Source organism: Clostridium sp. OM05-5BH (assembly GCF_003481505.1).
In the GTDB taxonomy this organism is placed as follows: Bacteria; Bacillota; Clostridia; order Lachnospirales; family Lachnospiraceae; genus Otoolea; species Otoolea fessa.
In genome coordinates, this window is the sequence record NZ_QULJ01000004.1 from 1 (window position 1) to 24,981 (window position 24,981).

The following is a 24,981-nucleotide window of genomic DNA, read 5'->3' on the forward strand; positions in this document are numbered from 1 at the left end:
TAATTGGGGATAAAACAGCTCATGGCGGGTGGCGGTATTGTAATTGTGGCACAGACGGTAATTCCGCAGCTTACAAGCCTGTTTTCCTAAGTCATGGGAGCGATTCTCGACAAGATAACTGAATTTATAAAGGAAATACTGCAAGGGTGGGTCATGGACAACCTTACTACGATGTTTACAGATGTGAATGATAAGGTCGGAACAATCGCAGGGGAAGTCGGCAGGACACCCAGTTCATGGAACAGCGGAGTGTTTTCTATGATAGAGAACCTTTCGGAAAATGTGATGATACCCATAGCGGGCATGATCATCAGTGCGATACTCTGCTATGAGCTGATTACAATGGTCATGGATAAGAACAATATGCATGAAGTAGGAAGCGAGTTCTTTTTCCGTTACCTTATCAAAGCCTGTATCGCTGTGCTGCTTCTCAGCTACACCTTTGACATCACAATGGCGATTTTTGATGTGGGAAACCATATCGTGACCAGAGCAGGCGGTATTGTTTCGGGTTCCACTACCATTGATGTGACGGATACCCTAAAAACCATGTTTGACAGTCAGATTGATACAATGGGCATCGGCGAGCTGATCGGGCTTGGTATCGAAACTATGATTGTCAGCTTATGTATGAAAATCATCTCCCTGCTTATTACCGTCATGCTTTTCGGGAGAATGATTGAAATCTACCTTTATATTTCAGTAGCTCCGGTTCCCTTTGCCACATTCAGTAACCGGGAATGGGGCGGTATCGGCAACAATTATATCAAGGGACTGTGTTCACTGGCGTTTCAGGGATTTTTCATTATGGTATGCGTGGCAATCTATGCGGTGCTGGTATCCGGCATTGCGGTTGCGGACAATCTGCACACAGCACTGTGGTCGGTGGCAGCTTATACCGTTGTTCTGTGTTTCAGCCTGTTCAAGACAGGTTCCCTTGCGAAATCAATCTGGAATGCTCATTAGAACACATTTCAAAGAAAGGAGGGAACAGCCGGGGCTTGCAGTATCAGCTCCGGCTGTGATGTTATGGCAATATCCGTAGCAGTGCCAAAGAATTTAAGCGGCATAAAGACAAAAGTAGCGTTAAATCTGACGAAACGCCAGCTTATTTGCTTCAGCGGTGCAGGTGCGGTAGGGATTCCCTTTTACATTTTTACAAAAGGGTTTATCGGCACACAGGCATCGGCACTTTTGATGGTAGCGGTCATGCTGCCTTTTTTCTTTCTGGCAATGTATGAGAAGGACGGATTTCCGGCAGAGAAGATTCTGTATTTTATGATAAGGCAGAAATTCCTCACACCGGGGATTCGTCCCTACAAATCAGAAAATATTTACAGAAGATTAGAAGAAACAGAGCGTATAAAAGAGGAGGTGCGTAAACTTGAAGAAAAAGCAGGCGGCAGAAAAGCCGGACAGACATAAGAAAAAAGGAAAAACGAAGCCGGGGCTGACCTTTGTGGAGCGGAGAAGGCTTGCGGAGTTAAAACACATGCTTGCCGGAACGAATAAAAACGCAGAAAAGCCCACCACAGCACAGAAGACCATTACCTTTCAGAAGATGTACCGGGACGGTATCTGTCAGGTCACTTCTGGCTTTTATACGAAAATGGTGGAGTTTTACGATATAAATTATGACCTGCTGGAAATCGAGGATAAGGGGGAAATACTGGAGGAATACAGCAGGCTTATCAATTATTTTGACCCGTCTATTAAATTTGAGCTGTTCCTGTTCAACCGACAGGTTAACGAGCAGACCTTAATTGACCAGTTTGACATTCCATTGCAGGCAGATGATTTTGATGATATTCGTGAGGAATACACGCAGATGTTAAAGAAACAGGCTGCAAAGGGAAATAACGGTATTATCAAATCAAAGTATCTGATTTTTGGAATTGAGAGTAAAGGCTTTAAGGAGGCAAGGGCAAAACTTGTCAGCATTGAAGCAGATGTGATTAAAAATTTGACTAATCTGGGCACACACGCTAAGAGCCTTGACGGAAAGGAACGTCTGCGTATCCTGCATGAGTATTTTAACCAGGATACTATGGAGCCTTTCCGTTTTTCTTTTAAGGAACTGGCGGAGTCGGGAAAAAGTGTGAAAGATTACATCGCTCCGCCGGGATTTGATTTTCGCTATCCGAGTCGTTTTAAGGCGGGAAAAATGTATGGCAGTGTGCATTATCTGGATATTATTGCCCCGAAGTTTGATGATGAGTTGTTGAAAAAGCTTCTTGATCTGGATGCGAACCTGACTATTACCATGCATATGCAGACAATGGATCCGGTCAAGGCGATTAAGATGCTAAAAGGTGCTTTGACGAATATTCAGAAGATGAAGATTGAAGAGCAGAAAAAGGCGGTAAGGTCAGGTTATGACATGGACATTCTTCCAACGGACATTATCACTTATGAAAAAGATACCCTTGACCTTTTGGACGATTTAAACAGCAGCAATCAGAAAATGGTAAAGATGACATTTCTTCTGACCTGCTATGGCAGAAACAAGCGGGAACTGGAAAATATCACGCAGAGGGTATCCGGCATTATCCAACAGGCGAACTGCAACCTCAGATGTATGCAGTATTTACAGGAGCAGGGACTGATGGCATCGGCACCAATCGGGTGCAACGATACGGGAATTGAACGGGATTTGACAACAAAGAGTACCGCTATCTTAGTACCGTTCTGTACGCAGGAATTATTTATGCCAGCTCCGGCTATTTATTATGGTTTAAATGCCCTTTCCAACAACATGATTATGGCAGACCGGAAACGGCTTCGTACACCAAACGGTGTGATTCTTGGTACACCGGGAAGTGGTAAGTCTTTTAGTGCAAAGCGTGAGATTCTTTCCTGTTTCCTGATGACAAAGGACGATATTGTGGTCTGCGATCCGGAGGGCGAGTATTTTGCCCTTGTGGGAGCATTGCACGGACAGGTGGTAAGGCTGGCAACCAATTCCAAAGATTATTTAAATCCGATGGACATTCAGCTTTCCCATAAAGGGGATAAGGAAGCCTTAAAGCTGAAATCCGATTTTATCATTACTCTGTGTGACTTGATTGCCGGAGGAAAGAACGGTCTGGAAAATGATGAGAAAGGTATCATTGACGAATGTATCCGTCATATTTACGATGCTTATTTTGAAAATCCCGTACCGGAGAATATGCCTATCCTTGAGGATTTGTATAATGCCCTGTTAGAGCATAAGAACAAAAAGGCAGAACGGATTGCAAACTCCCTTGTGCTATATGTGCATGGTTCGCAGAATTATTTTAACCACAGGACGAATGTAGACAGTCAGAACCGTATCATGTGCTTTGACATCAGGGACTTGGGAAACCAGTTGAAAGAGCTTGGAATGTTAATCGTACAGGATGCGGTCTGGAACAGGGTATCGCAGAACCGGGAGCGTAAGATTGCCACCCGCTATTATTGTGATGAGTTCCACCTTTTGCTGAAGGAGAAGCAGACCGCTATCTATTCGGTGGAAATCTGGAAGCGTTTCCGTAAGTGGGGCGGTATTCCTACGGGGCTGACGCAGAACGTAGGCGATTTTTTGAAGTCGGAGGAAATCGAGGGAATCCTCGGCAATTCCGATTTTGTATATCTCCTGAATCAAAATGCAAAGGATCAGGCAATCCTTGCAGATAAGCTGGGATTGTCAGAAAAACAGCTTGCCCATGTAACCAATTCCGAGCCGGGGTGCGGACTGATTCTGTTTGACAACGTGGTTATTCCGTTCGTAGATAAATATCCGGTAGATACCAAGACCTTTGCGGTTATGAATACCAAACCAGAGGAAAGTGTAAGGCAGGAGGTAAATGAGTAGTGGCGGAGAAAAAGAAACAGAAACCGGCTGCATTTGCACAGGAGAAAAAAACCTTTACCGGAGAAATTCCAAAGAAAGCAAACGAGGGTAAAGGTAAAAAATCCGCAGCATATCAGCCGAGAGATGCAGATACCACTTCTGGACACGATGTCCAGAGGTCGAAAAATACAAAGAAGTATCAGAAAGCAGATGCTTCTGGACAGAATGTCCAAAAGTCCGAGGGAGCAGAAGCCGGAGAGAAGTCTAAAAGCGATTTTATGCAGCCGGACAGCACTTTTACGGAGGAAGCCGGAGAGGAGCAGGGTAGAAAAATTGCCAGCGATGACTACCGCCACAGGGACACCTATCATTCGTCACAGAAAAAGGGCAGGTATCAAAGGCGGGAGATAAAGAGCCGGGAGCGAGTAAAGCAATTTGATTTTGAACAGGATTTCCAGACAAAGGACACTACCTTTACCGAAGAGGCAGAACCGGAATTTCATGGAAGCAAAAAGTTAGACCGACTGCAAAAGAAAGCGGAGAAAGCCAGAAAAAAGACGGAAGCTGCAAGAAAGAAGATTCCAAAGAAAACGGAGTATTCTCTGGAGCGTGTTTTTGATGAAAAGACGGGCAGAACAAAGTATGTATTGACTTCTGTAAAAAAAGAGAAACCATTCAAACCGGACAGTCCGGTAAAAAGAGCGGCTGGCAGGGTGGGAATGGAATCTTCTAATTTTGCCCATAGTAAGGTTGCCGAAGTGGAGAAAGAAAATTCCGGTGTGGAGGCTGCCCACAAGACAGAGCAGAGCGGGGAAGATGTTTACCGCTTTTTCAAAGGGCATTACAAAGGGAAAACGGAAAGACGGAGAGCGAAAGCTGCAAAGCTGGAGAAAAAGCAGATGCAGAAAGAGGTCAATTTCCGTTATCAGAAGTTCTTGGAAGAAAATCCGGAAATGCAGGAAAAGACCATTCAGAAGCAGTTGCAGAAAAGACTGCAAAAGCAGCGTATCAAACGGGAATATGCAAAAGCAAGACGGGCGGGACAGACAGCGAAAGCCGCAAAGGAAACAGCGGCGAAGTCCGGGAATCTTTTTACAGCGGCAGCCAGAAAGATACAGGAGATTGCATCAAAAAATGTTTCGCTTCTGCTTGCCATAGGAGCCTTTTCGGTGCTTCTTGTGATGATTATGACAGCAGTATCTTCCTGTGGGGCGATGTTTGCCGGAGGAATCAGTACCACGCTGGCAGGAAGTTATATGAGCGTTCCGGCAGAAATAGATGCGGCAGATTTAGCTTTTTCTGAACTGGAAAAAGAATTGCAGGCAGAGATTGATGCCATAGAAACCACTTATCCGGATTATGATGAGTACCGTTATAATCTGGCATCTATCGGGCATGACCCATTTGCACTGATCAGCTATCTGTCGGCAGTCCATACGGAATTTACTGCAAGTGAGGTACAGGCAGAAATAGAATATCTGTTTGATGAAATGTATGAGTTGACACTAAATCCTACAGAGGAAACGAGGACAAGGACGGTAACAAAAACAGGCACTCATACGGTAACAGACCCGGTTACGGGGGAAACAACAGAAGAGGAATACGAGTATGAAGTGGAAGAGGAATATACCGTAACCATTCTGGAAGTGACCCTGACAGCAAAAGATTTAAACGTAGTAGTTGCCGGACGCATGAATGAGGAGCAGAGAGAAATCTATGCTTTTTATAACCAGACCCACGGGCTGACACAGCAGTTTTATAAGCCCCTTGATTTATATTGGTACAACTATGTGAGCAGTTATTATGGCTGGCGTATCAATCCGGTCACAGGGCAGGAACAGTTACATCGGGGCGTAGATATTGCAGTACCTACCGGAACAACCGTATATGCGGCGATGGACGGGACAGTAACTACCGCAACTTATGACAGCTATTACGGAAATTATGTAGTGATTGAAGATGAAAAAGGCTACTGCACAAAATATGCCCACATGGATACCTTAAATGTCCGGGCAGGACAGAGCGTGACGCATGGAAATGTGATCGGAACAACAGGGAATACGGGAAGCAGTACCGGAAGTCATTTACATATCGAATGTCTGTATCAGGGGGAATATTATAACCCTCTTTTTTATTTTGAAGCAGGCACGGATACGCTGTATGGCGAAACGCCGGGCAGCGGAAGCGGCGGAGGAAATGTGATACCGCCGGATTCCTATGACGATGCAACCGTGCAGGCACTTATGGAAGAAGCGGCGAGATATTTAGACTATCCCTATGTATGGGGAGGCTCCAGTCCGTCCACCAGCTTTGACTGTTCCGGTTTTGTCTGCTGGGTATTTACAAACAGCGGTGTCCATAACCTGCCACGAACCACAGCACAGGGCATTTATAACCAGTGTACGCCTGTGTCGGCGGCAGATGCAAAGGCGGGGGATATTATCTTTTTTACAGGTACATACAATTCGGGCGTACCAGTCAGCCATGTGGGGATTTACTGCGGAAACGGGGTCATGATTCATTGCGGAGATCCAATCAGTTACGCTTCAATCAATTCGTCCTATTGGCAGAGCCATTTTTATGCGTTTGGAAGATTATCAGGAAATTAAAATAACAGGAAGTGAGGAACGATGACGAAAGAGAGAATTGTAAAGGAGCTTTCCAAAGTCCGGGAACAGCTTGCGGGATTGCAGGCGAGGGAGAGGGATTTGGCGGAACAGCTTCAGATGGCAGAGGATGCGGAGAAGATGAAATTCATTGAAAAGAATAAAATCTCTCTGGATCGGCTGATTCTGTTAAACAAGGTCAGCGAAGAAGAAATTATGCGTCTGCTGAAAGAAAAAGAGCAGAAAGAAGCAGCACAATCAGAAGAAAGGGAGGCTTACAGCCATGAAGAACAGGAAGTTATCATCTAAGGCAGTTATATCACTGATATTGTCCGCTGTGCTATTTACCATGCCTGCGGTAGCGTTTTCTGTAAATGGGAACTACGCAATCAGTGCTTTTGCCGAAGAAACAAAAGAAACCGAAGAATCCAAACCGGAGGAAAGTACGGAGCAGACACCCGGCGAAAGTGAAACTGATGTCAGTACGGAGGAAAATACAGAAAACAGTACCGAGGGAAGCACGGAAGAAACTACGGAGGGCAGCACGGAGGGAAGCACCGAAGGCGGCACCGAAGAGAATACAGAAGGCAGTACCGATGAAAGCACCGGGGATGGCACTGTATCGGGAAATGATAAACCGGAGCCGGTATGTAATTGCGAAGATCAATGCGGTGCGTATGAGTATGACAAAAACTGTCCCGTCTGCGTCACAGATTATAAGCTCTGTACCTATAAAAAACCGAATGTGAGTATCAAAATCAGACAGCCGGAGGAGTGGCATAATGACATTGTTTCCGTTTCTTTCAGTGTAAAAGATACCGCAGATACGGGGAATTTTGAAATCGCAAAGATAGAGGCAAAGGTAGGGCAGAATGGAAGCTGGACAGATGTGACGGAGGAAAAGAAATTAAGGATTTCCGAGAACTGTACCGTGTATGTGCTTGTCACAGACCAGAAAGGCAATACCTATGAGAAGAACCGTGCCATAAAGTGTTTTGATACCGTAAAGCCGACCTTAAATGCGGCAGTCAGTGACGGGCTTTTAAGCATACAGGTACATGATACGGATTCCGGTGCAAAGGCGGTATATGTCAATGGATATGAGTTTACAGATCTGACGGGCGGTACGTTAAATATCCGCCTCCAGCAGTTTGACGCAGGGTATGAGTATTTTACCATTTCTGCAATGGACAATGCCGGAAATATGTCTGAGGTTTATAAAACGAAAAATCCGTACTATAAAGACCCTGCCGATACCAGTGATGGGAATCCAGCGGAGCAGCTCCCGGAGAGTGCGACCCCGACGAAACCGGGGAGTGCTACGGGAACCGTGACGGAGCATACCAAAACAGACAGTAACGGAAATACCACATCACAGACAAGTCCTGCCGAACAGAAAAAGCAGGCAATGAAAGAAGCTGCGGAGGCAGAAAGCGGGAAAACAGAAAGTACGGAAAAATCCGGTCAGGGCAAGGAGTTTTATACTATTCAGACCGCCACGGAGAAAGTTTTCTATCTGATTATTGACCGGGACGGAGAGGAAGAAATGGTATATTTTTTGACTGAGGTTACGGAAAATGACCTGTTAAATGCAACTTCCGATAACAGTGAAACCTTGCCGAAAAATTCCGCTGCGTTGGAATCTGCAATTCCGAATGGGGAGAGTGCATTGCCAAACAACAACGGAGAGCAGGCAGATACAGAGGGAAAGGAAACGGAAACAGAAAAAGGTACGGAAGGTGCAGAGAGTACGGGAAATACAGAGGAAACCGAACCGGAGCCGGAAGTGAAAGAAGCACCGAATCCGATGATTTCGTATGTGCTGATTGGTAGTCTTGCCTTAATCGTTATCGGAGCTGCTTATTATTTTAAGGTTGTCCGCAAGAAAAAAGAGGACTTTATCGAGGACGAAGATGAAGATGAGGAAGATAACGAGGAGTATGAAAACGAAGATGAGGAATCGGAGGAAGATACGGAAGAAGATTTCTTTGACGAACAGGAGGAATAAGGTATGCAGTTGGTGGTTACAGAGAAGCCCAGCGTAGCACAGGCAATTTCCCATGTGATCGGGGCGAAAGAGAGAAAAGACGGTTACATGGAGGGAAACGGATTTCTCGTTTCATGGTGTGTAGGACATCTGGTAGAGCTGGCACAGCCGGAGATGTATTCAGAAGCATGGAAAAAATGGAGCTATGAGAGCCTGCCCATGATACCGGAGCAGTGGCAGCATGAAGTGAAAAAGGAAACAGCAACGCAGTATAAAATCTTGAAAAATCTGATGCACGATACAAGAGTTGAAAGTGTGGTGTGTGCCACCGATGCCGGACGGGAGGGAGAACTTATCTTCCGTCTGGTATATGAACAGGCAGGCTGCCGGAAACCAATGAAACGCCTGTGGATTTCATCAATGGAGGAGAGTGCAATCCGTGACGGGTTTGAAAACTTAAAGCCGGGAAGCGATTATGACAGCCTGTACCAGTCTGCACTTTGCAGACAGCAGGCAGACTGGCTGGTGGGATTAAATGGTACGAGATTATTTACTGTACTGTATGGCGGAAAGGTATTAAAGGTGGGCAGAGTACAGACGCCCACCCTTGCCATGCTGGTAGACCGTGAAGTGAAGATTATGAATTTTGAAAAAGAGCAGTATTACATGGCTCATATTCTGATGGATGGGATAGATGCCATGACAGAACGGATTGACGATAAGGCAAGGGCAGAAAGTATTGCTGCAGCGTGTGAAAGTCAGAGTGGAGTGGTTCGTTCCGTTATAAAGGAAAATAAAAGCGTTGCACCACCAAAACTTTATGACCTTACCACGCTTCAGCGGGATGCCAACCGTATCTTTGGTTTTACTGCAAAGCAGACATTGGAGTACACCCAGAGCCTTTATGAGAAAAAGCTGGTCACTTATCCGAGAACGGACAGCCAGTATTTATCCGATGATATGGAAGAAACTGCAAAAGCGGTAATCGGGGCAGTTTATCAGGCGATTCTCTTTGAGGAACAGACCGGAGCAGAGCCGGATATAAAAAGAGTGTTGAACAGTAAAAAAGTGACCGACCACCATGCAATTATTCCCACCATAGAAATTACAAAGACAGACCTTTCCGCTGTGCCGGAGGGAGAAATGAAAATCTTATCCCTTGTCGCTAATCGTCTGTTATGTGCAACCGGGAAAAAGCAGTTGTATGAAACGGTAAAAGCAGAGTTTTCCTGCGGTGGTTACAGCTTTCATGTATCCGGAAAAACGGTTCTGCAGAACGGGTGGAAAGAATTTGAAGCAGCATTGAAACGTACCTACCGGGTAGAAAAAACAGATGAGGATAAGGAAGAGAAGAAACTGCCGGAGCTTTCTGAAGGCATGACGTTTCCAGTTATCCAGACAAAGGTAACAGAGCATTTCACGCAGCCTCCCAAACATTTTACCGAGGACAGCCTGCTTTCTGCGATGGAACGTGCCGGAGCAGAGGATATGGGCGATGAGGTGGAACGCAAAGGACTTGGCACACCTGCCACCAGAGCTGACATTATTGAAAAGCTGGTCAAAGACGGTTTTGTGAAACGGGAGAAAAAGCAGATGCTTCCCACCGAGGACGGGATGAAGCTCATTACTGTTCTGCCGGATATGGTAAAATCCCCGAAGCTTACAGCAGATTGGGAGAATACGCTGACTTTGGTTGAAAAAGGCGAATACACCATGCAGGAGTTCATGGATGGCATTGAAGATATGGTGCGGGAGCTGGTGCAAACCTACCACAGTATCAGTGACGATCAGAAGTCTTTGTTTGGAACGATGCAGGAAGTGCTTGGAAAATGCCCGAAATGCGGCAGCGATGTAGTAAAAGGAAAATTCGGTGCTTACTGCAAACAAAAATGCGGCATGAATGTGGGTAGGGCAATGGGAGCAACGTTTTCCGATACACAGATGAAAAGTCTGCTTGAAGGGAAAAAGACCCTTGTGAGAGGATTAAAAGGGAAAAAGGGAAGCTACGATGCGTACCTGATTCCGGAGGGAATTGAGGATTATTCTTATATCAAAGACGGAAAGGAAATCAAAGGTTCGCAGTACAAATTCAAGATGGAATTTCCACCGAGAAAAAGCAAGTGAAAAGGAGACAGAAAAATGAATACAGAAATGAAAAAGACCGTTGTTTACAGCACCGGAGATAAAATTTTAAACATTATGAAAGAGCAGGATATGGATATTCCAGAACTTTCTTTGCGGTGCGGTGTCAGGGAAGATGTATTGATGGATATTCTGGCAGGTATCCGGGAAGCAGATATAAGTACGCTCTGCAAAATTGCAGACGGACTGGAGATTTGTGTACGGGAGCTTTGCCCTGATGAAGAAAGCTATGTCGTTCCGGTGGAAAAAGATATCCTTGCAAAGCTCATTGTGATCAGCGAGCTGAAGGAGATGGAATTGGAGGAGCTGATTGGCACAATTCTGGAAAACGGTATCGAAGAACACGGTTTTTATGAATAAGGCGGCGGGGGTTATCCCCTCCGTCATTTTGGAGGAATGCTTATGGTAACAAAATATCAGATGATTTCCTATCTGGCGGAGGATACCGCAAAAGAGATAGCGAAAAACGGGCAGGAGTGGACAAGGTATCTGACTACCGCTGCAAGGCTTTATAAATATCCGTTCAATGAACAGATACTTATTTTTGCACAACGACCGGATGCAACAGCCTGTGCGTCCCTTGAACTATGGAATGAGAAGATGAATTGCTGGGTAAACCGTGGAGCAAAGGGAATTGCCCTGCTGGATACGGAAAATTCCTATACAAGATTGAAATATGTTTTCGATGTGTCCGACGTACATAAGGCAAGGCGGATAGGACGTGATCCGAATTTGTGGGAGTTGCGTGAGGAGCATAAAGAAACAGTCCTGGCACAGCTTGAAAAGACATACGGAGAAACGGATAAAAACAGCTCCTTTGAACAGCGGATAATGGAAATATCCAATCGGATTGCTTTGGATTATTATGAAGAACTTCTGCCGGAAATCGAATATGTGAAAGAGGGCAGCTTTTTAGAGGAACTGGACGAGTTAAATGTAGGTGTCAGGCTTCGTGATACGCTTTCTTCCAGTATTGCTTACACCATACTGTCACGATGCGGTGCAGATATGGAACTGTGGAAAGACGAGCAGGGATTTGAATATATCAGCGACTTTAATACGATGAAAACCCTGTCTGTTGTTGGTACAGCCACCACAGATATGTGCAAGCCGCTTTTAATGGAGATAGGCAGAACCATAGGAGCGTATGACCGCCAGATTGCCCGCAGGAAGGCACATGAAAAAGCTAATGCAGGACGCACACAAACTTCTTTGGAAAATACGGAGAAAGTGCTTGCAAATGAAGCAGATACAGACTATAATGCTTTAAAGCGTGAAAGTGAAAAGGAGCTACAAAACAATCAGGAGATAGAAATACAGAGCAAAAAGGAGGATGCGGCACATGAAACTGACATACGAAAAGAACGGGGATTATCTGATTCCGAACCTGACAGCGAACGAGGAACCGGAGGGAACGCTGACGAAGTACGGTATGATGCGGAAGAACTTCTTACAGGAACACCGGAAAGGGATTTATCAGGGCATGATACTGGCGGGCGAGCTGAAAGCACACTGTCTGGAGATACAGGAGCAGGCAGAGCAGAGAATGGAAGCCCTGAGCGAACAGATGGCGAAAGCAGAGGGAGTGAACGAGGAACTGAAAGCAGCCGATCAGATGAAGTGGGTAGCGAAGATGAACAACATCAGACATTCAGCGGAGGAGATCGTGCTGACGGAACTGATTTACAGTTAGAAAATGACATACAGGAAGAAGAAATACCAGAACCGGATAGTGGAGAACATTCATTATCCGGTTCTTTTTTTCCGAAGCTGTCTGAAACAGAGCAGGGGGAGGACTTACAGCGTGGTATTTTATGCAGTGATGAGTTCCTGAAGCATAAAAGACCGGAAATAGCTGGGTATTTTCAGATAGAGCAGGATGCAAAGATTCAGGCGGATTATCTGAGAAATTCGTTCCGCATGGAAGAATACACCGAGTTCAATATCGGGGAAATGCGGGGCGGCTACCGTGCCGATGAGGACGGTATTACCTTATGGAAAGGCAATTATCTGACCCGTGAAGCGGAAAGCAGGCTGTCATGGGAGGAAGCACGTTTTCTTGTCAATTCCTATATGGAGGACGGAGTATATCTTCTTCCAGGAGAAACCGCAGAGCGGATTGAAACAGCGGGAATGTACCAGCAGCTTGACTTATTTTCCATGTTTACGGAGCAGGCTGGCAATCTTGCCATGAAACAGGCGGAAACAGTGACACCGATACGGTCAGAAACAAAGATACCGCCGGAGCAGATAGCGGATATTCTGCGGAGCGGCGGAGGCAGGGATAACAGCAGAAAGCGTATCTACACCAAATATCAGCAGGGAAAGACACCGGAGGAGATGGCTGCTTTCTTACAGAAAGAGTATGGAACAACCGGAAAGGGCTTTGAATTTGACGGAAAGCAGTTAGCGGTATGGTTCAATGAGGATGGGATGCGTGTCGGATATGGCACATCGACAGAGCGTCCGGTGCTTCAGATGAACTGGCAGGAGGTGGAAGCAAAAATCCGCTCACAGGTAGTAAACGGTACCTATATGGGAGCAAATGAAGCTTATCTGACTGACGAAGCAGAACGTGACCGGATTGCAGGGCATCTCTTTTTCTTTTTCCGGGATGGCATGGGAGAACTGCCGGAGGAGCTTGGGCTAAAAGCAGGAAATTATCCGGAGGCTCATGCAAGAATGATAGAATACCTTTCTACAAAAGAAGGAGTTGAGCTTGTGGCTTCCCACATGGATCAGGCACTTCATCAGCTTGAAACCGGAGAGAAAAAGCTACGTTTCCGTTCAGTTATGCCAAAAGAGGAGCTGCGGGAGGAACTTGACAATCTGCTGATAGAAAAACAAATCTTTCCAACCGCAGACCATGTGGAAATAAAAAGGGAGGATTTTATTACTCAGGACGAGATAGACCATAATCTTGGCAGGGGAAGTGGATATTCACATGGTTCTTTCCGCATCTATGATTATTTTCAGGAAAAGCATGACAGCAAAGAAGCAGCGGAATTTCTGAAAAAAGAATATGGCATTGGAGGCGGCTCTCATGCACTTGCCGGAGCAGACCATAGCTGGCAAGACCACAACTTTAAAGGGATTGAATTAAAAAAGGGAAATATCTGCGAACCTTATGCGAAAGTGCTGCTGTCTTGGAAAGTAGTCGAAAAGCGTATCCGAAAGCTGGTGGCGGAAGATAAGTATTTATCTCCGGCAGGGAAAGAAGCCTATGCCCGGTACAAAGAGGAAGAAGCACAGAAAGCGCTGGAAAAAGCACAGGCGGTAATAGAACGGAAAACGAAGGTTGCCTGTAAAGAAGCCATTGAACGGACGATTTCGGAAAAATTTGACGGGTATCGTCTGCCGAAAGATACACCGGATGAAGTAATCCGAAAATATGGTAGCGAGCGTGTCAGCTATGTACTTGCCAATACTGTCATGCACCTGACGCACGATGGCAGATTTTCTCCCGACAATAAGGCATGGGCAAAAGAAATAGAACCGTATGCCAAGTATGAGAACCGTGATTTGATTGTTTCTTCCCATCCGGCGGTCTTAAATGGATTTATCAATCAGACAAGACGGTATATGGAGCAGGAAAAGGAGATTGCGGCACAGCAGATTACCATTGACGGGCAGTTGTGTTTAAAGATTGATGAATGGAAGTCGGAAGAAAATAACTATGTGCTTGGAAATTCCATGCAGGACAATGCGTTCTTTTACGTACTCATAAACGAAAATGTCCATTTTGAATATGATTACAAACCGAGCAGGGAAGAAATTGAAAACGATTATTTGAATCTCATTGCAATGGAAGATATAGACCGACACGAAGCGGAGGTATTTTCACGCATTGAAGGAACGGAAGATGTAGCGGAAACAGAATCACGATTCTCAGTTGAGGAAACCAGCGATGCCTTTGAGCCGGGACAGGATTTTGCAGTATGGGATCATGGCAGGGAAGATTATTATATAAAAGAGGACGGTACAATTCCCACCTTTGAAACAAAAGAGGAAGCGGAACACTATCTGCAAAGCATGGAACCGGACACTTCTGGACACGATGTCCAAAAGTCAGTGGAAGAACCTGCCATAGAAAAGCCTGTGAAGCAGCCTGCACCAAAGATTGATAAATCCAATGCGGTCAATTTCCACATTACAGACGATGCGTTAGGAGCAGGCAGTGCGAAAGAGAAATTCCGACGAAATATAGAAGCAATCCGTACTTTGGAAAAGGTGGAGAGCGAGAACCGTATCGCCACACGGTCGGAACAGCAGATTTTATCACAGTATGTTGGCTGGGGCGGGCTTGCCGATGCCTTTGATGAAAGCAAATCTGCATGGGCGGGAGAATATCAGCAGTTAAAGGAATTGTTATCGTCGCAGGAGTACGCTTCTGCAAGGGAAAGCACCTTAAATGCCCACTATACCAGTCCTGCCATTATCCGCAGTATTTATGATACATTAAACCGTATGGGATTTGAAAAGGGGAATGTATTAGAGCCTGCAATGGGTATCGGAAATTTCTTCGGAATGCTGCCGGAGAAGATGCAGGAAAGCCGACTTTATGGTGTGGAGCTGGATGGTATTACGGGCAGGATTGCAAGACAGCTCTATCCGAAAGCGGATATTAAAATATCCGGTTTTGAAAAAACAGACTATCCGAATGATTTTTTTGATGTAGCAGTCGGCAACGTGCCATTCGGACAGTATAAGGTAGCGGATAAACAATATGATAAAAATAATTTCCTGATTCATGATTATTTCTTTGCAAAGACATTAGATAAAGTCCGTCCCGGCGGTGTGGTTGCTTTTGTTACCAGTAAGGGAACAATGGATAAAAAAAGTCCGGAGGTCAGAAAGTATCTGGCTCAGCGAGCGGAGCTTATGGGGGCGGTCAGACTTCCGAATACAGCATTTAAGGAAAATGCAGGGACAGAAGTCACTTCGGATATTTTGTTTTTTAAGAAGCGTGACCGTGTGATGGACATAGAACCGGATTGGGTACATTTATCAGAAGATGCAAACGGTATCGCCATGAATACCTACTTTGCGGAACACCCGGAAATGATTGTTGGGAAGATGGAAATGGTCAGCGGTCCCTATGGCATGGAAAGCACCTGCCAACCGGATGCTACAAGACTGTTTGCAGAGCAGTTAATGGATGCGGTCAGCCGGATTGACGGGGAAATCGAAGCAGTGGAGACGGACGAGCTTGCGAATGAGCTGGCAGATGCCACCATTCCGGCAGACCCGGACGTAAAGAATTACAGCTACACACTGGTGGAAGATAAGGTATATTACCGTGAAAATTCCATTATGAAGCCTGTGGATATGTCAGAATCCATGCAGGAACGCATAAAAGGCATGGTAGGAATCCGAAACTGTACGCAAGAGCTTATCAATTTGCAGTTGGAAGAATATCCGGATACTGTGATTAAGGAAAAGCAGAAAGAATTGAATACCCTTTATGATACGTTCAGCAGAAAATACGGTTTAATCAATTCCCAGACCAACAAAAGAGCCTTTAATCAGGACAGCAGCTATTGTCTGTTATGTTCTCTGGAAAAGCTGGATGACGAGGGAAATTTCAAAGGCAAAGCGGATATGTTCACGAAACGTACCATTAAGAAAGCGGAAGTGGTTACAAGCGTGGATACAGCAACGGAAGCTCTGGCAGTATCTTTATCAGAAAAAGCAAAAGTTGACCTTTCTTATATGGCGGAGCTGACCGGAAAAGAGATTGATACAATCAAAGAAGAACTGACGGGCATTATCTTTCAGAATCCGGTCACAGACAGGTGGGAAGCAGCGGACGAGTATTTAAGCGGCAATGTCCGGGATAAGTTGCAAACAGCGAAGATTTACGCCGAAAACCACCCGGAATACAACATAAATGTGCAGGCACTTACACAGGTGCAGCCCACAGAACTGGATGCCAGCGAGATTGAGGTGCGTATCGGTGCCACATGGGTTGAACCGAAATATATTGAAGATTTCATGCGTGATGTTTTTGAAACACCGCAGCATCTCTTCAACCGGAATACAATGGGGATTCAGTATTCCGATGTGACAGGACAGTGGAATGTAAAAGGAAAAAGTGCGGATTACGGAAACAGTCTTGTAAATATGACTTATGGTACAAACCGGAGAAATGCTTATCAGATTTTAGAGGATTCTCTGAATTTAAAGGACAGCCGGGTGTACGATACCGTGATAGAGGACGGAAAGGAAACGAGAGTCCTGAATAAAAAGGAAACCATGATTGCCAGTCAGAAACAGGAGGCAGTCCGGGAAGCCTTTAAGAACTGGGTATTTGAAGATCAGGAACGTAGACAGGACTTGGTGGCGAAATATAACAAGCTCTTTAATTCTACCAGACCAAGAGAATATGACGGTTCCCATTTGAAATTCCCTGGCATGACACCGGACATCGACCTTAGACCGCACCAGTTAAATGCGGTGGCACACCAGCTTTACGGGGACAATACCCTGCTTGCTCATTGTGTGGGAGCAGGAAAGACTTTTGAAATGATTGCTGCAGCAATGGAAAGCAAGCGGTTAGGGTTATGCCAAAAGAGCCTGTTCGTTGTTCCCAATCATTTGACGGAACAGTGGGCGAGTGACTTTTTGCGGTTATATCCCGGAGCAAATATTTTAGCGGCAACGAAGAAAGATTTTGAGCCAGCCAACCGGAAGAAATTCTGTTCCAGAATCGCCACCGGAGATTATGATGCTGTCATTATCGGGCATAGCCAGTTTGAAAAAATCCCGTTGTCGCAGGAAAGACAGATAGGCATTATCGAAAGACAGATTGATGAGATTGAGCTTGCCATAGAGCAGGCGAAAGCAGATAACGGGGAGCGTTACACCATTAAGCAGATGGAAAAGTCCAGAAAATCCCTTATGACAAGACTGGAAAAACTCAACGATACTTCCCGGAAAGATAATGTTGTAACCTTTGAGCAGTTAGGTGTGGACAGGCTGTTTGTAGATGAAAGTCACAATTATAAGAACCTTTTTCTATACACGAAAATGCGGAATGTGGCGGGCATTGCACAGACGGAAGCACAGAAGTCCTCCGATATGTTTGCTAAGTGCCAGTACCTTGATGAGCTGACTGGCGGAAAGGGCATTACGTTTGCTACGGGTACGCCGATCAGCAACAGTATGACGGAGCTTTACACCAATATGCGGTATCTTCAGTATGGTACGCTTCAGAAGATGGGATTAGGGCATTTTGACAGTTGGGCAGCTTCTTTTGGAGAAACACAGACCGCCATTGAGCTGGCACCGGAGGGAACAGGATACCGGGCAAAGACAAGATTTGCAAAATTCTTCAATCTGCCGGAGCTGATTGCACTTTTCAAGGAGAGTGCGGATATCCAGACACCGGATATGTTAAAGCTGCCTGTGCCGGAAGCAGAATATGAGAACGTGGTGCTGAAACCCAGCGAATATCAGAAAGAGATGGTAACATCGCTGGCAGATCGGGCGGAGGCAGTGCGTAACAGACTGGTAGAGCCGCATCAGGATAATATGCTCAAGATTACCAACGATGGAAGAAAACTGGCACTCGACCAGCGTCTGATCAACGATATGCTCCCCGATGAGGAACATTCCAAAGCAAAAACCTGTGTGGATAAGGCATTTGAGATTTGGGAAGATACCAAAGGGGAGAAATCAGCACAGCTTATTTTCTGTGATTTATCGACACCGAAAGGAGATGGTACATTTAATGTCTATGAGGATATAAGAAATAAACTGATGGAAAAAGGTGTTCCCGCAGAAGAAATCGCCTTTATACATCAGGCAAATACGGAGCTTAGGAAAGCGGAGCTGTTCAGTAAGGTAAGAAGCGGACAGGTTCGTTTTTTATTGGGTTCTACTGCAAAAATGGGAGCCGGGACAAACGTGCAGGACAGACTGATTGCTCTGCACCACCTCGATGTACCGTGGCGTCCGTCTGATATTGAACAGCAGGAGGGGCGTATTTTGCGGCAGGGCAACAGGAATCCAAAGGTTAAGATTTTCCGGTATGTGACAGAGGGAACATTTGACAGCTACTCATGGCAGCTTATCGAGAATAAGCAGAAATTTATCGGTCAGATTATGACAAGCAAATCTCCGGTGCGAAGTTGTGAGGATGTGGACGAAGCAGCACTTTCTTATGCAGAGGTTAAGGCTCTGGCAACGGGGAATCCCTATATAAAAGAAAAGATGGATTTGGATATTCAGGTCAGCAAGCTGAAACTGATGAAAGCCAACCACACCAGTCAGAAATACCGTCTGGAGGACAACATTGCAAAGCATTATCCACAGCAGATAACCATTCTGAAGGAGCGTATCAGTGGCTTGCAGGCAGATATTCAGACTGCAAAAACCAATCTCCCAGCAGATAAGGAGTTTTTCTCTATGAGGGTCGGGAATAAGGTCTATACGGATAAAAAAGAAGCTGGAACTGCACTTGTGGAGATGTGCAAAGAAATCAAGAGCGTTAATGCTCCGGCAGTCATTGGAGAGTATGCAGGCTTTAAAATGGCGGTGTCCTTTGATTCCTTTAACCATAAATTCGTTATGAACATCAAAGGACAGCTCAGTCATAATCTGGAGATTGGTGTTGACCCGCTGGGTAACATTTCCCGTATCAACCATGCGTTGGAAGCCATGACAAAGGAACTGGCAGAAGCATCCACAAAGCTGGAGAATGTGGAGCGTCAGCTTGAAACAGCGAAGGTAGAGGTTACAAAGCCATTTGCACAGGAAGCAGAGCTTTCAGAGAAGTTAGACCGCCTTTCTGCCTTAAATGCCCTGCTCAATATGGACGAAAAGGGAGATGACGGAATAGGTATGGAAGATGATAAATCGGAACTGGGTACTGAGCAGGTGGCAGATACCAGAAAACCGTATCCCATAGAAAATACCCGACATAATTATGCTGTGGAGAATGGAAATCCGCAGGGAATGAGGCTCACAGCAGCGATGGCGGATAAGCCGGCACAGAGGGTATCCTTGAAAGAAAAGCTTGAGACTATGAAAGTAAAGGCTGCGGGGAATAATATAGAAAATTCCGTGCAAAGAGATAAGGGGAAGGAGGAGTATTTGTAATTATTATATTTCTTTTTATGCAAATATGAAATATAATATTAGTTCAAGGGAAATATAGTGATAGAGCGATTTGGAAAAAGCTAAAGAGAAATGGAGACAACGTAATACATAAAAATGGAAATTGAATTTGTCAGACACTGTCTGACAAATTCGGAAAGGATATATTATGAATGATTTAGAGCAGACAAATATGCTTCAGCCATTGGTGGATGAGATTGAAACAGCAGTTTCAAATGCCAAAAAAGAGATAGCTGAAAAAGTAAACAGTGTAATTACAGAGACGTATTGGAAAATCGGAAAATATATTGTTGAGTTTGAGCAGGATGGAAATGTTAAAGCAGCATACGGTTCAAAATTATTAACAACACTCTCGCATCAATTAACTTTGCGATTGGGACGAGGATACAGCCGCCCAAACCTCAACAATATGCGGAAGTTTTATCTTTGTTATGAGAATTGTCAGACGGTGTCTGACAAATTGACATGGTCGCATATTTGTGAGCTGATAAAGATTGATGATGAATTAGAAAGAAGTTTTTACGAAAAAGAATGTTATAAGGAAAAGTGGGATGTAAGAACACTCAGGCGACAGATGGATTCCGCTTTGTTTCTTAGATTAGCTACAAGCAGAGATAAAGAAGGAATTCTGGCACTTGCCAGAGAGGGAATTACTTATGACAAGCCAGAGGATGTTATCAAGGATACTTACACATTAGAATTTTTGGGACTTCCGGAGAAAGAGCGTTATAGTGAGGAAGACTTGGAGCAGAAAATAATAGATAATCTCCAAAAATTCTTGTTGGAATTAGGAAAAGGATTTACCTTTGTGGGCAGGCAGTATCCCTTAACTGTAAACAATATTCATTACCATGTGGACTTGGTATTTTACCACAGAATTTTGAAATGCTTTGTGCTGATTGATTTAAAGAAAAATTCCGTCCAGCATATAGACATCGGTCAGATGAATATGTATATGGGGTATTTCGCAAAAGAAGAAAATATGGCAGATGATAACCCACCGATTGGCATTATCCTGAGTCATAACAAAGATGAACTGCTTGTAGAATATGCAACTTACGGTATGGACAGCAATTTATTTGTTTCAAAATATGAATTGTATCTGCCAAATCGCAATGAACTCCAAAAATTAGTGAACAATATTTTAGAGAAGGATACAGAAAAGAAAGAAGAGTAATAAAAAAGCAATCTAAAAAAGATGCAAATTGAATAGGCATATCGAAAAAGACAATCAGAGATGGTTGTCTTTTTTGCGTGGAAAAAAGAAAGGATAATCGAATTATGGCAGATAAAAATACAGTTTACATGAGTGAAAAACAAAAAGTCAAAGAGATCACGGATAAGCTGGAAGCTGGCTTGAAAGAGCTTTTTGAAAGTGAAAAATATAAAAGCTATCTCAGCACCATGTCAAAATTTCATAATTACAGTTTTAACAATACGCTGCTGATTGCCATGCAGAAGCCGGAAGCTACGCTGGTGGCAGGCTATCAGGCGTGGCAGAAGAACTTTGAGCGGCACGTCAATAAAGGAGAAAAGGCAATCCGTATTCTTGCACCAGCTCCTTATAAAATCAAAGAGGAACGTGATAAGTTAGACCCTGTAACGGGAGAAATGATGTTTGATGAAAACGGTATGCCGCAGAAAGAGGAAACAGAGGTTACCATTCCTGCCTTTCGTGCGGTATCTGTTTTTGATGTATCGCAGACGGATGGCAAGCCTATTCCGGAACTGGAAGTGAATGAGCTGTTATCTACGGTGGAGGGATATGAGGATTTTGTCCAGGCGCTTATGAATATTTCTCCTGTTCCGATTGCATTTGAAGATATTCCCGGCGATTCCAAAGGGTATTTCAGTACAGCAGAAAAACGGATTGCTGTTCAGGAAAATATGAGCGAAAGCCAGACTTTGAAAACAATGGTGCATGAGGTGGCTCATTCCATGCTGCATGATAAAGAAGTTAATCAGAGCATGGATATTCCGGTAAAGGACAGGAATACAAAGGAAGTGGAAGCGGAGAGTGTGGCTTTTACAGTGTGCCAGCATTTCGGTATAGATACATCCGATTATTCCTTTGGATATATCGCAGGCTGGAGCAGCGGTAGGAATATGAAAGAGCTGAAATCTTCCCTTGATACAATCCGAAAGACAGCTTCAGAACTGATTACAGGCATTGAGGGGGCAATGCAGGAGCTTCAGCTTAACCGGGAGATGGAGCAGGAACATGGAAAGGAAAGCATTCTGCTGGTACATAACGAGGATTTTTCAGAATACAATCTTGTCAGTGTCCGTGGAATGGACAGTGCAGAACTTATATCCGCTCTTTCTACCATGAATGAAGAGGATAAATCGAATATATCATCTTATCTTGAAAGCAAAGGAGCATGGACTACCGAACTTGCTGACGAGCAGACGGAAGAAGCGGAGGAATATCATATTGATGTCCGCTATAACATGGATACAGACGAGCTTATTGATGTAAAGGAAAGAGTGGAACAACCCATTGATACCAATTTATCTGTCATGGGGCAGGCAGAACAACTTATCAATCAGTTGGAGGCAGAAAAAAATATTTTCACGTCTGAGGAGCGAAATCTGATTGTAAATTATGCCTATAAACTTGATGATATGAATAAAACAAGGGAACTTGCAGAGAAACTGGCATATAGGGAGCAGTATGTCCAACAGGATGTGGCATTGACCATAATTGATGCAAAGGCGGAGATTGATGCCCTGCCTGATCCGATGATTGGTTTGTCGGAAATGAGGGAATATGGCTATCAATGGAATGAAATGCTGCCATTAACACAAGAGAAAGCATTGGAATTATTTGAACATGATTTGCATGTATATTTGCTTCATACTGACGGTACGGAATCATTGGCAGAAAGCAGGGAGCGTATAGAAGAGCATGAAGGTATCTTTGGGGTTGAAAAGGAAACATGGAATAAAGCATTGAAACAGCAGACTAAGATTACACTTATCTTAATGGACGAACAGGAGCGAGAATATACATACCCGTATCCAGTTGTGGCTGTCGATATAGAAGAAATGGGTGGGGATAGAACTGCGGTATTCAAGACCTCAGAGCCTATTTCAGATACTGATGTGGCAGAAATTCATAATGCTTTTTATGGAACTGATTTGGAATTTGAAATAGAAAAAGAATTAGGTATCACATGGGTGGAATCTATTAACTATGAGGACGGATCTGTTATTACACCTGAAATGGCAAGAAAAGAGCAGCTCCTATATGCTAGTACTGATAAATATGGAATTTATCAATTAAAGCCTAATCTGGAATTAGATTCCTTACGTTTTGAGGGGACGGAATCCTTAAAGCGTATGGGCATTACAAAAGATAATTTTGATGCAATTAAACCAGAGAATTATACACTTTTATATGTGGGCGAATTATCTGAACTGCAAAAAGAGACGCAGGGGGCAACTTTAGAGGCAATCTTTGAAAAATTCAACCTTGACCACCCAGAAGATTTCAGAGGACATTCGCTATCTGTCAGCGATATAGTGGTGCTTCATCAGAACGGACAGAATACGGCTCATTTTGTGGATTCTTTTGGATATACGGAAATACCGGATTTTTTACGGGAGCAGACACCGGAAAAGGAAGAAATGCAGGACACTTCTGGACACAATGTCCAAAAGACAGAACCGGAAATAGATGGAGATGAAATCATTGATCTTGGCGATGAAACAGAACAGGTGCTTGCGGAAATGAAAAAAACTTTGGAAAGTGAACAGGAAACAGAACTGGCATTTTCTATTGCAGACCGTTTTATCAGCATTCAGGAAGTGGATGGCGGTTATGATTATTCCATTATGGGAGCTGATTATAAGGAGATTGACGGAGGAATTTATGATAATCCTGATGTGACGATAAGGGAAGCCTTGCATGATATTTTAGAGGATTTGAAGTCACAGCCGGATTACAATGGTGCAAAAGGAAATATCCAAAGAGAAGATGAACTGATACCGATGGATTATGATGGACTGATGGAAAAAGCAGAGGAAGCAAATCGTATTATTCCGGAGAGTACACCAAGCAGTGTGGTGGCAGATTTTAAGGCAAAGACCGGGGAATTATTCCACGATATTAGTGAAATGAATCCGGAAGAAATCGAGGAAACTGTGAAATGCCATGTGCAGGCGAAGATTGAAGAGTATGATATTAATGCAACAATCGTGGATGTTGCTGTAACAGGAAGCAGATGCAGGGGATTAGAGCATGAAGGTTCTGACCTTGATGTGGTGGTGGAACTTTCCACAGCGGAACGGGAGGACGATTTATTTAATGCCTTTAATGAGGATGGACTTCATATCGGAGAAGTAAAAGTTGACATCAATCCAATTACAGCCCAACGCACAGGTACGCTGGAATCCTATCTGCCACAGGTGGAAGAATATTTGGAGGGCGTCAGACAGGTAAGAGAGCAGGAAAAGGAGAGCGCAGAAGTAACTTTAACTGTTTCGGAATGTGGAGAATTTCATAATCTTGGTGAGTGTTATGAGAATATTCCTACGGTGGATGAAGCTATAGCAATCTGGAAGCAGATACCTTCAGAGCGGATGAATGGTATTCCGGCAATCGGAATCAATATCCTAGGGAGAGGGGCGGAACCCTACGAGGATTACGAGATTGATGTTTTATCTGGAAAGAGGATTGACCTTGGGGTTTTGGACTATGTTCCTGATATTAAAAACAATCCGCAGGCAATGGAAGTCATTACGGAACTGGTGGCTAAATTGCCCGATATGGAGATAGATGGCGTGATGAGTGAAGAAATGGAAGCAAGAGTGTGGGAACTGCGTATGCCGGACTTGCCACAGGAGGAACAGCTTGCAGTAGAACTTGACCGACTTTCCTACGATTATGATACTGTACTGTATCACGATAGTACAAGAAATATGACCGAGAATGTATCAGAGCTTGCAGAATCCATAAAACAGGGCGATACCGGACATTTAACAACGTGGCTTGCAGACATTATTTCGGAGGGAGCTGTACCAGAGGAAATAAAACGAGCAACGGAGCTTCTGGAAAAACTGACAGAGTATAAGCCGCTTGCCAAGATTGAGGAGGCAGAAGAACAGAATTATAATATGATTGATAATGTGCTGAATAATGGTGTTGGGGAGAAAGCCCAAAGGGAAAAAAATAAGAGAATGGAGGAGAAGCCTCCAGCAAGGGTTTCCTTAAAAGTTCGTCTTGCAGAGAAAAAGGCACAGGTAGAAGGGAAATCGAAAGAACATGATGTTCAGGAAAATGAAAAGAAAAGTCATAGGGAGATGTAAGT

Annotated in this window: 13 protein-coding genes; all 13 read left to right on the forward strand. The window is 44.3% G+C overall.

Annotated features, from left to right (window positions below):
* Window positions 1-3 precede the first annotated feature (3 nt).
* On the forward strand, window positions 4-90 hold the full coding sequence (locus tag DXB70_RS06400) for a Maff2 family mobile element protein (protein WP_118672908.1): 87 nt from the start codon (window positions 4-6) through the stop codon (window positions 88-90).
* A 3-nt stretch (window positions 91-93) separates the two neighbouring features.
* On the forward strand, window positions 94-966 hold the full coding sequence (locus DXB70_RS06405) for a VirB6/TrbL-like conjugal transfer protein, CD1112 family (RefSeq protein WP_038259682.1): 873 nt from the start codon (window positions 94-96) through the stop codon (window positions 964-966).
* A gap of 63 nt (window positions 967-1,029) precedes the next feature.
* A complete protein-coding gene (locus DXB70_RS06410; RefSeq protein ID WP_002596354.1) occupies window positions 1,030-1,425 on the forward strand; it encodes a PrgI family protein in 396 nt (131 codons plus the stop codon).
* Complete coding sequence (locus tag DXB70_RS06415) at window positions 1,385-3,835, forward strand: VirB4-like conjugal transfer ATPase, CD1110 family (RefSeq protein ID WP_002596355.1); 2,451 nt, start codon at window positions 1,385-1,387, stop codon at window positions 3,833-3,835. Before DXB70_RS06410 ends, DXB70_RS06415 begins: the two co-directional genes overlap by 41 nt.
* Complete coding sequence (locus DXB70_RS06420; protein ID WP_002596356.1) at window positions 3,835-6,423, forward strand: CD1108 family mobile element protein; 2,589 nt, start codon at window positions 3,835-3,837, stop codon at window positions 6,421-6,423. Before DXB70_RS06415 ends, DXB70_RS06420 begins: the two co-directional genes overlap by 1 nt.
* 21 nt (window positions 6,424-6,444) lie before the next feature.
* Window positions 6,445-6,729, forward strand: a complete 285-nt coding sequence (locus tag DXB70_RS06425; RefSeq protein ID WP_002596357.1) for a hypothetical protein — start codon at window positions 6,445-6,447, stop codon at window positions 6,727-6,729.
* Window positions 6,704-8,428, forward strand: a complete 1,725-nt coding sequence (locus DXB70_RS06430) for a CD1107 family mobile element protein (protein WP_002596358.1) — start codon at window positions 6,704-6,706, stop codon at window positions 8,426-8,428. Before DXB70_RS06425 ends, DXB70_RS06430 begins: the two co-directional genes overlap by 26 nt.
* Window positions 8,429-8,431: 3 nt before the next feature.
* Window positions 8,432-10,531: a type IA DNA topoisomerase gene (locus tag DXB70_RS06435; RefSeq protein ID WP_014081130.1), complete on the forward strand. Its 2,100-nt coding sequence runs from the start codon at window positions 8,432-8,434 to the stop codon at window positions 10,529-10,531.
* Window positions 10,532-10,546: 15 nt separating this feature from the next.
* Window positions 10,547-10,909, forward strand: coding sequence for a helix-turn-helix transcriptional regulator (locus DXB70_RS06440; RefSeq protein ID WP_002596360.1), 363 nt, complete (start codon window positions 10,547-10,549; stop codon window positions 10,907-10,909).
* A 982-nt stretch (window positions 10,910-11,891) separates the two neighbouring features.
* Window positions 11,892-12,242, forward strand: coding sequence for a TnpV protein (locus tag DXB70_RS14365; RefSeq protein ID WP_227143085.1), 351 nt, complete (start codon window positions 11,892-11,894; stop codon window positions 12,240-12,242).
* Window positions 12,170-19,651 carry a DUF3849 domain-containing protein gene (locus DXB70_RS06445; protein ID WP_243099916.1) on the forward strand — a complete coding sequence of 2,494 codons (7,482 nt, stop codon included), beginning with the start codon at window positions 12,170-12,172 and terminating at the stop codon, window positions 19,649-19,651. The genes DXB70_RS14365 and DXB70_RS06445 overlap by 73 nt, the downstream gene beginning before the upstream one ends.
* Window positions 19,652-19,817: 166 nt before the next feature.
* Window positions 19,818-20,846, forward strand: coding sequence for a PDDEXK nuclease domain-containing protein (locus DXB70_RS06450; protein WP_002596362.1), 1,029 nt, complete (start codon window positions 19,818-19,820; stop codon window positions 20,844-20,846).
* Window positions 20,847-20,974: 128 nt separating this feature from the next.
* A complete protein-coding gene (locus tag DXB70_RS06455) occupies window positions 20,975-24,979 on the forward strand; it encodes a YodL domain-containing protein (protein ID WP_347559608.1) in 4,005 nt (1,334 codons plus the stop codon).
* Window positions 24,980-24,981 lie beyond the last annotated feature (2 nt).

Bases quoted from the DNA above. Each gene is read 5' to 3' on its own strand.
- DXB70_RS06405 (WP_038259682.1), top strand. From the start codon at position 94: ATGGGAGCGATTCTCGACAAGATAACTGAATTTATAAAGGAAATACTG.
- DXB70_RS06410 (WP_002596354.1), top strand. From the start codon at position 1,030: ATGGCAATATCCGTAGCAGTGCCAAAGAATTTAAGCGGCATAAAGACA.
- DXB70_RS06425 (WP_002596357.1), top strand. From the start codon at position 6,445: ATGACGAAAGAGAGAATTGTAAAGGAGCTTTCCAAAGTCCGGGAACAG.
- DXB70_RS06430 (WP_002596358.1), top strand. From the start codon at position 6,704: ATGAAGAACAGGAAGTTATCATCTAAGGCAGTTATATCACTGATATTG.
- DXB70_RS06435 (WP_014081130.1), top strand. From the start codon at position 8,432: ATGCAGTTGGTGGTTACAGAGAAGCCCAGCGTAGCACAGGCAATTTCC.
- DXB70_RS06440 (WP_002596360.1), top strand. From the start codon at position 10,547: ATGAATACAGAAATGAAAAAGACCGTTGTTTACAGCACCGGAGATAAA.
- DXB70_RS14365 (WP_227143085.1), top strand. From the start codon at position 11,892: ATGAAACTGACATACGAAAAGAACGGGGATTATCTGATTCCGAACCTG.
- DXB70_RS06450 (WP_002596362.1), top strand. From the start codon at position 19,818: ATGAATGATTTAGAGCAGACAAATATGCTTCAGCCATTGGTGGATGAG.
- DXB70_RS06455 (WP_347559608.1), top strand. From the start codon at position 20,975: ATGAGTGAAAAACAAAAAGTCAAAGAGATCACGGATAAGCTGGAAGCT.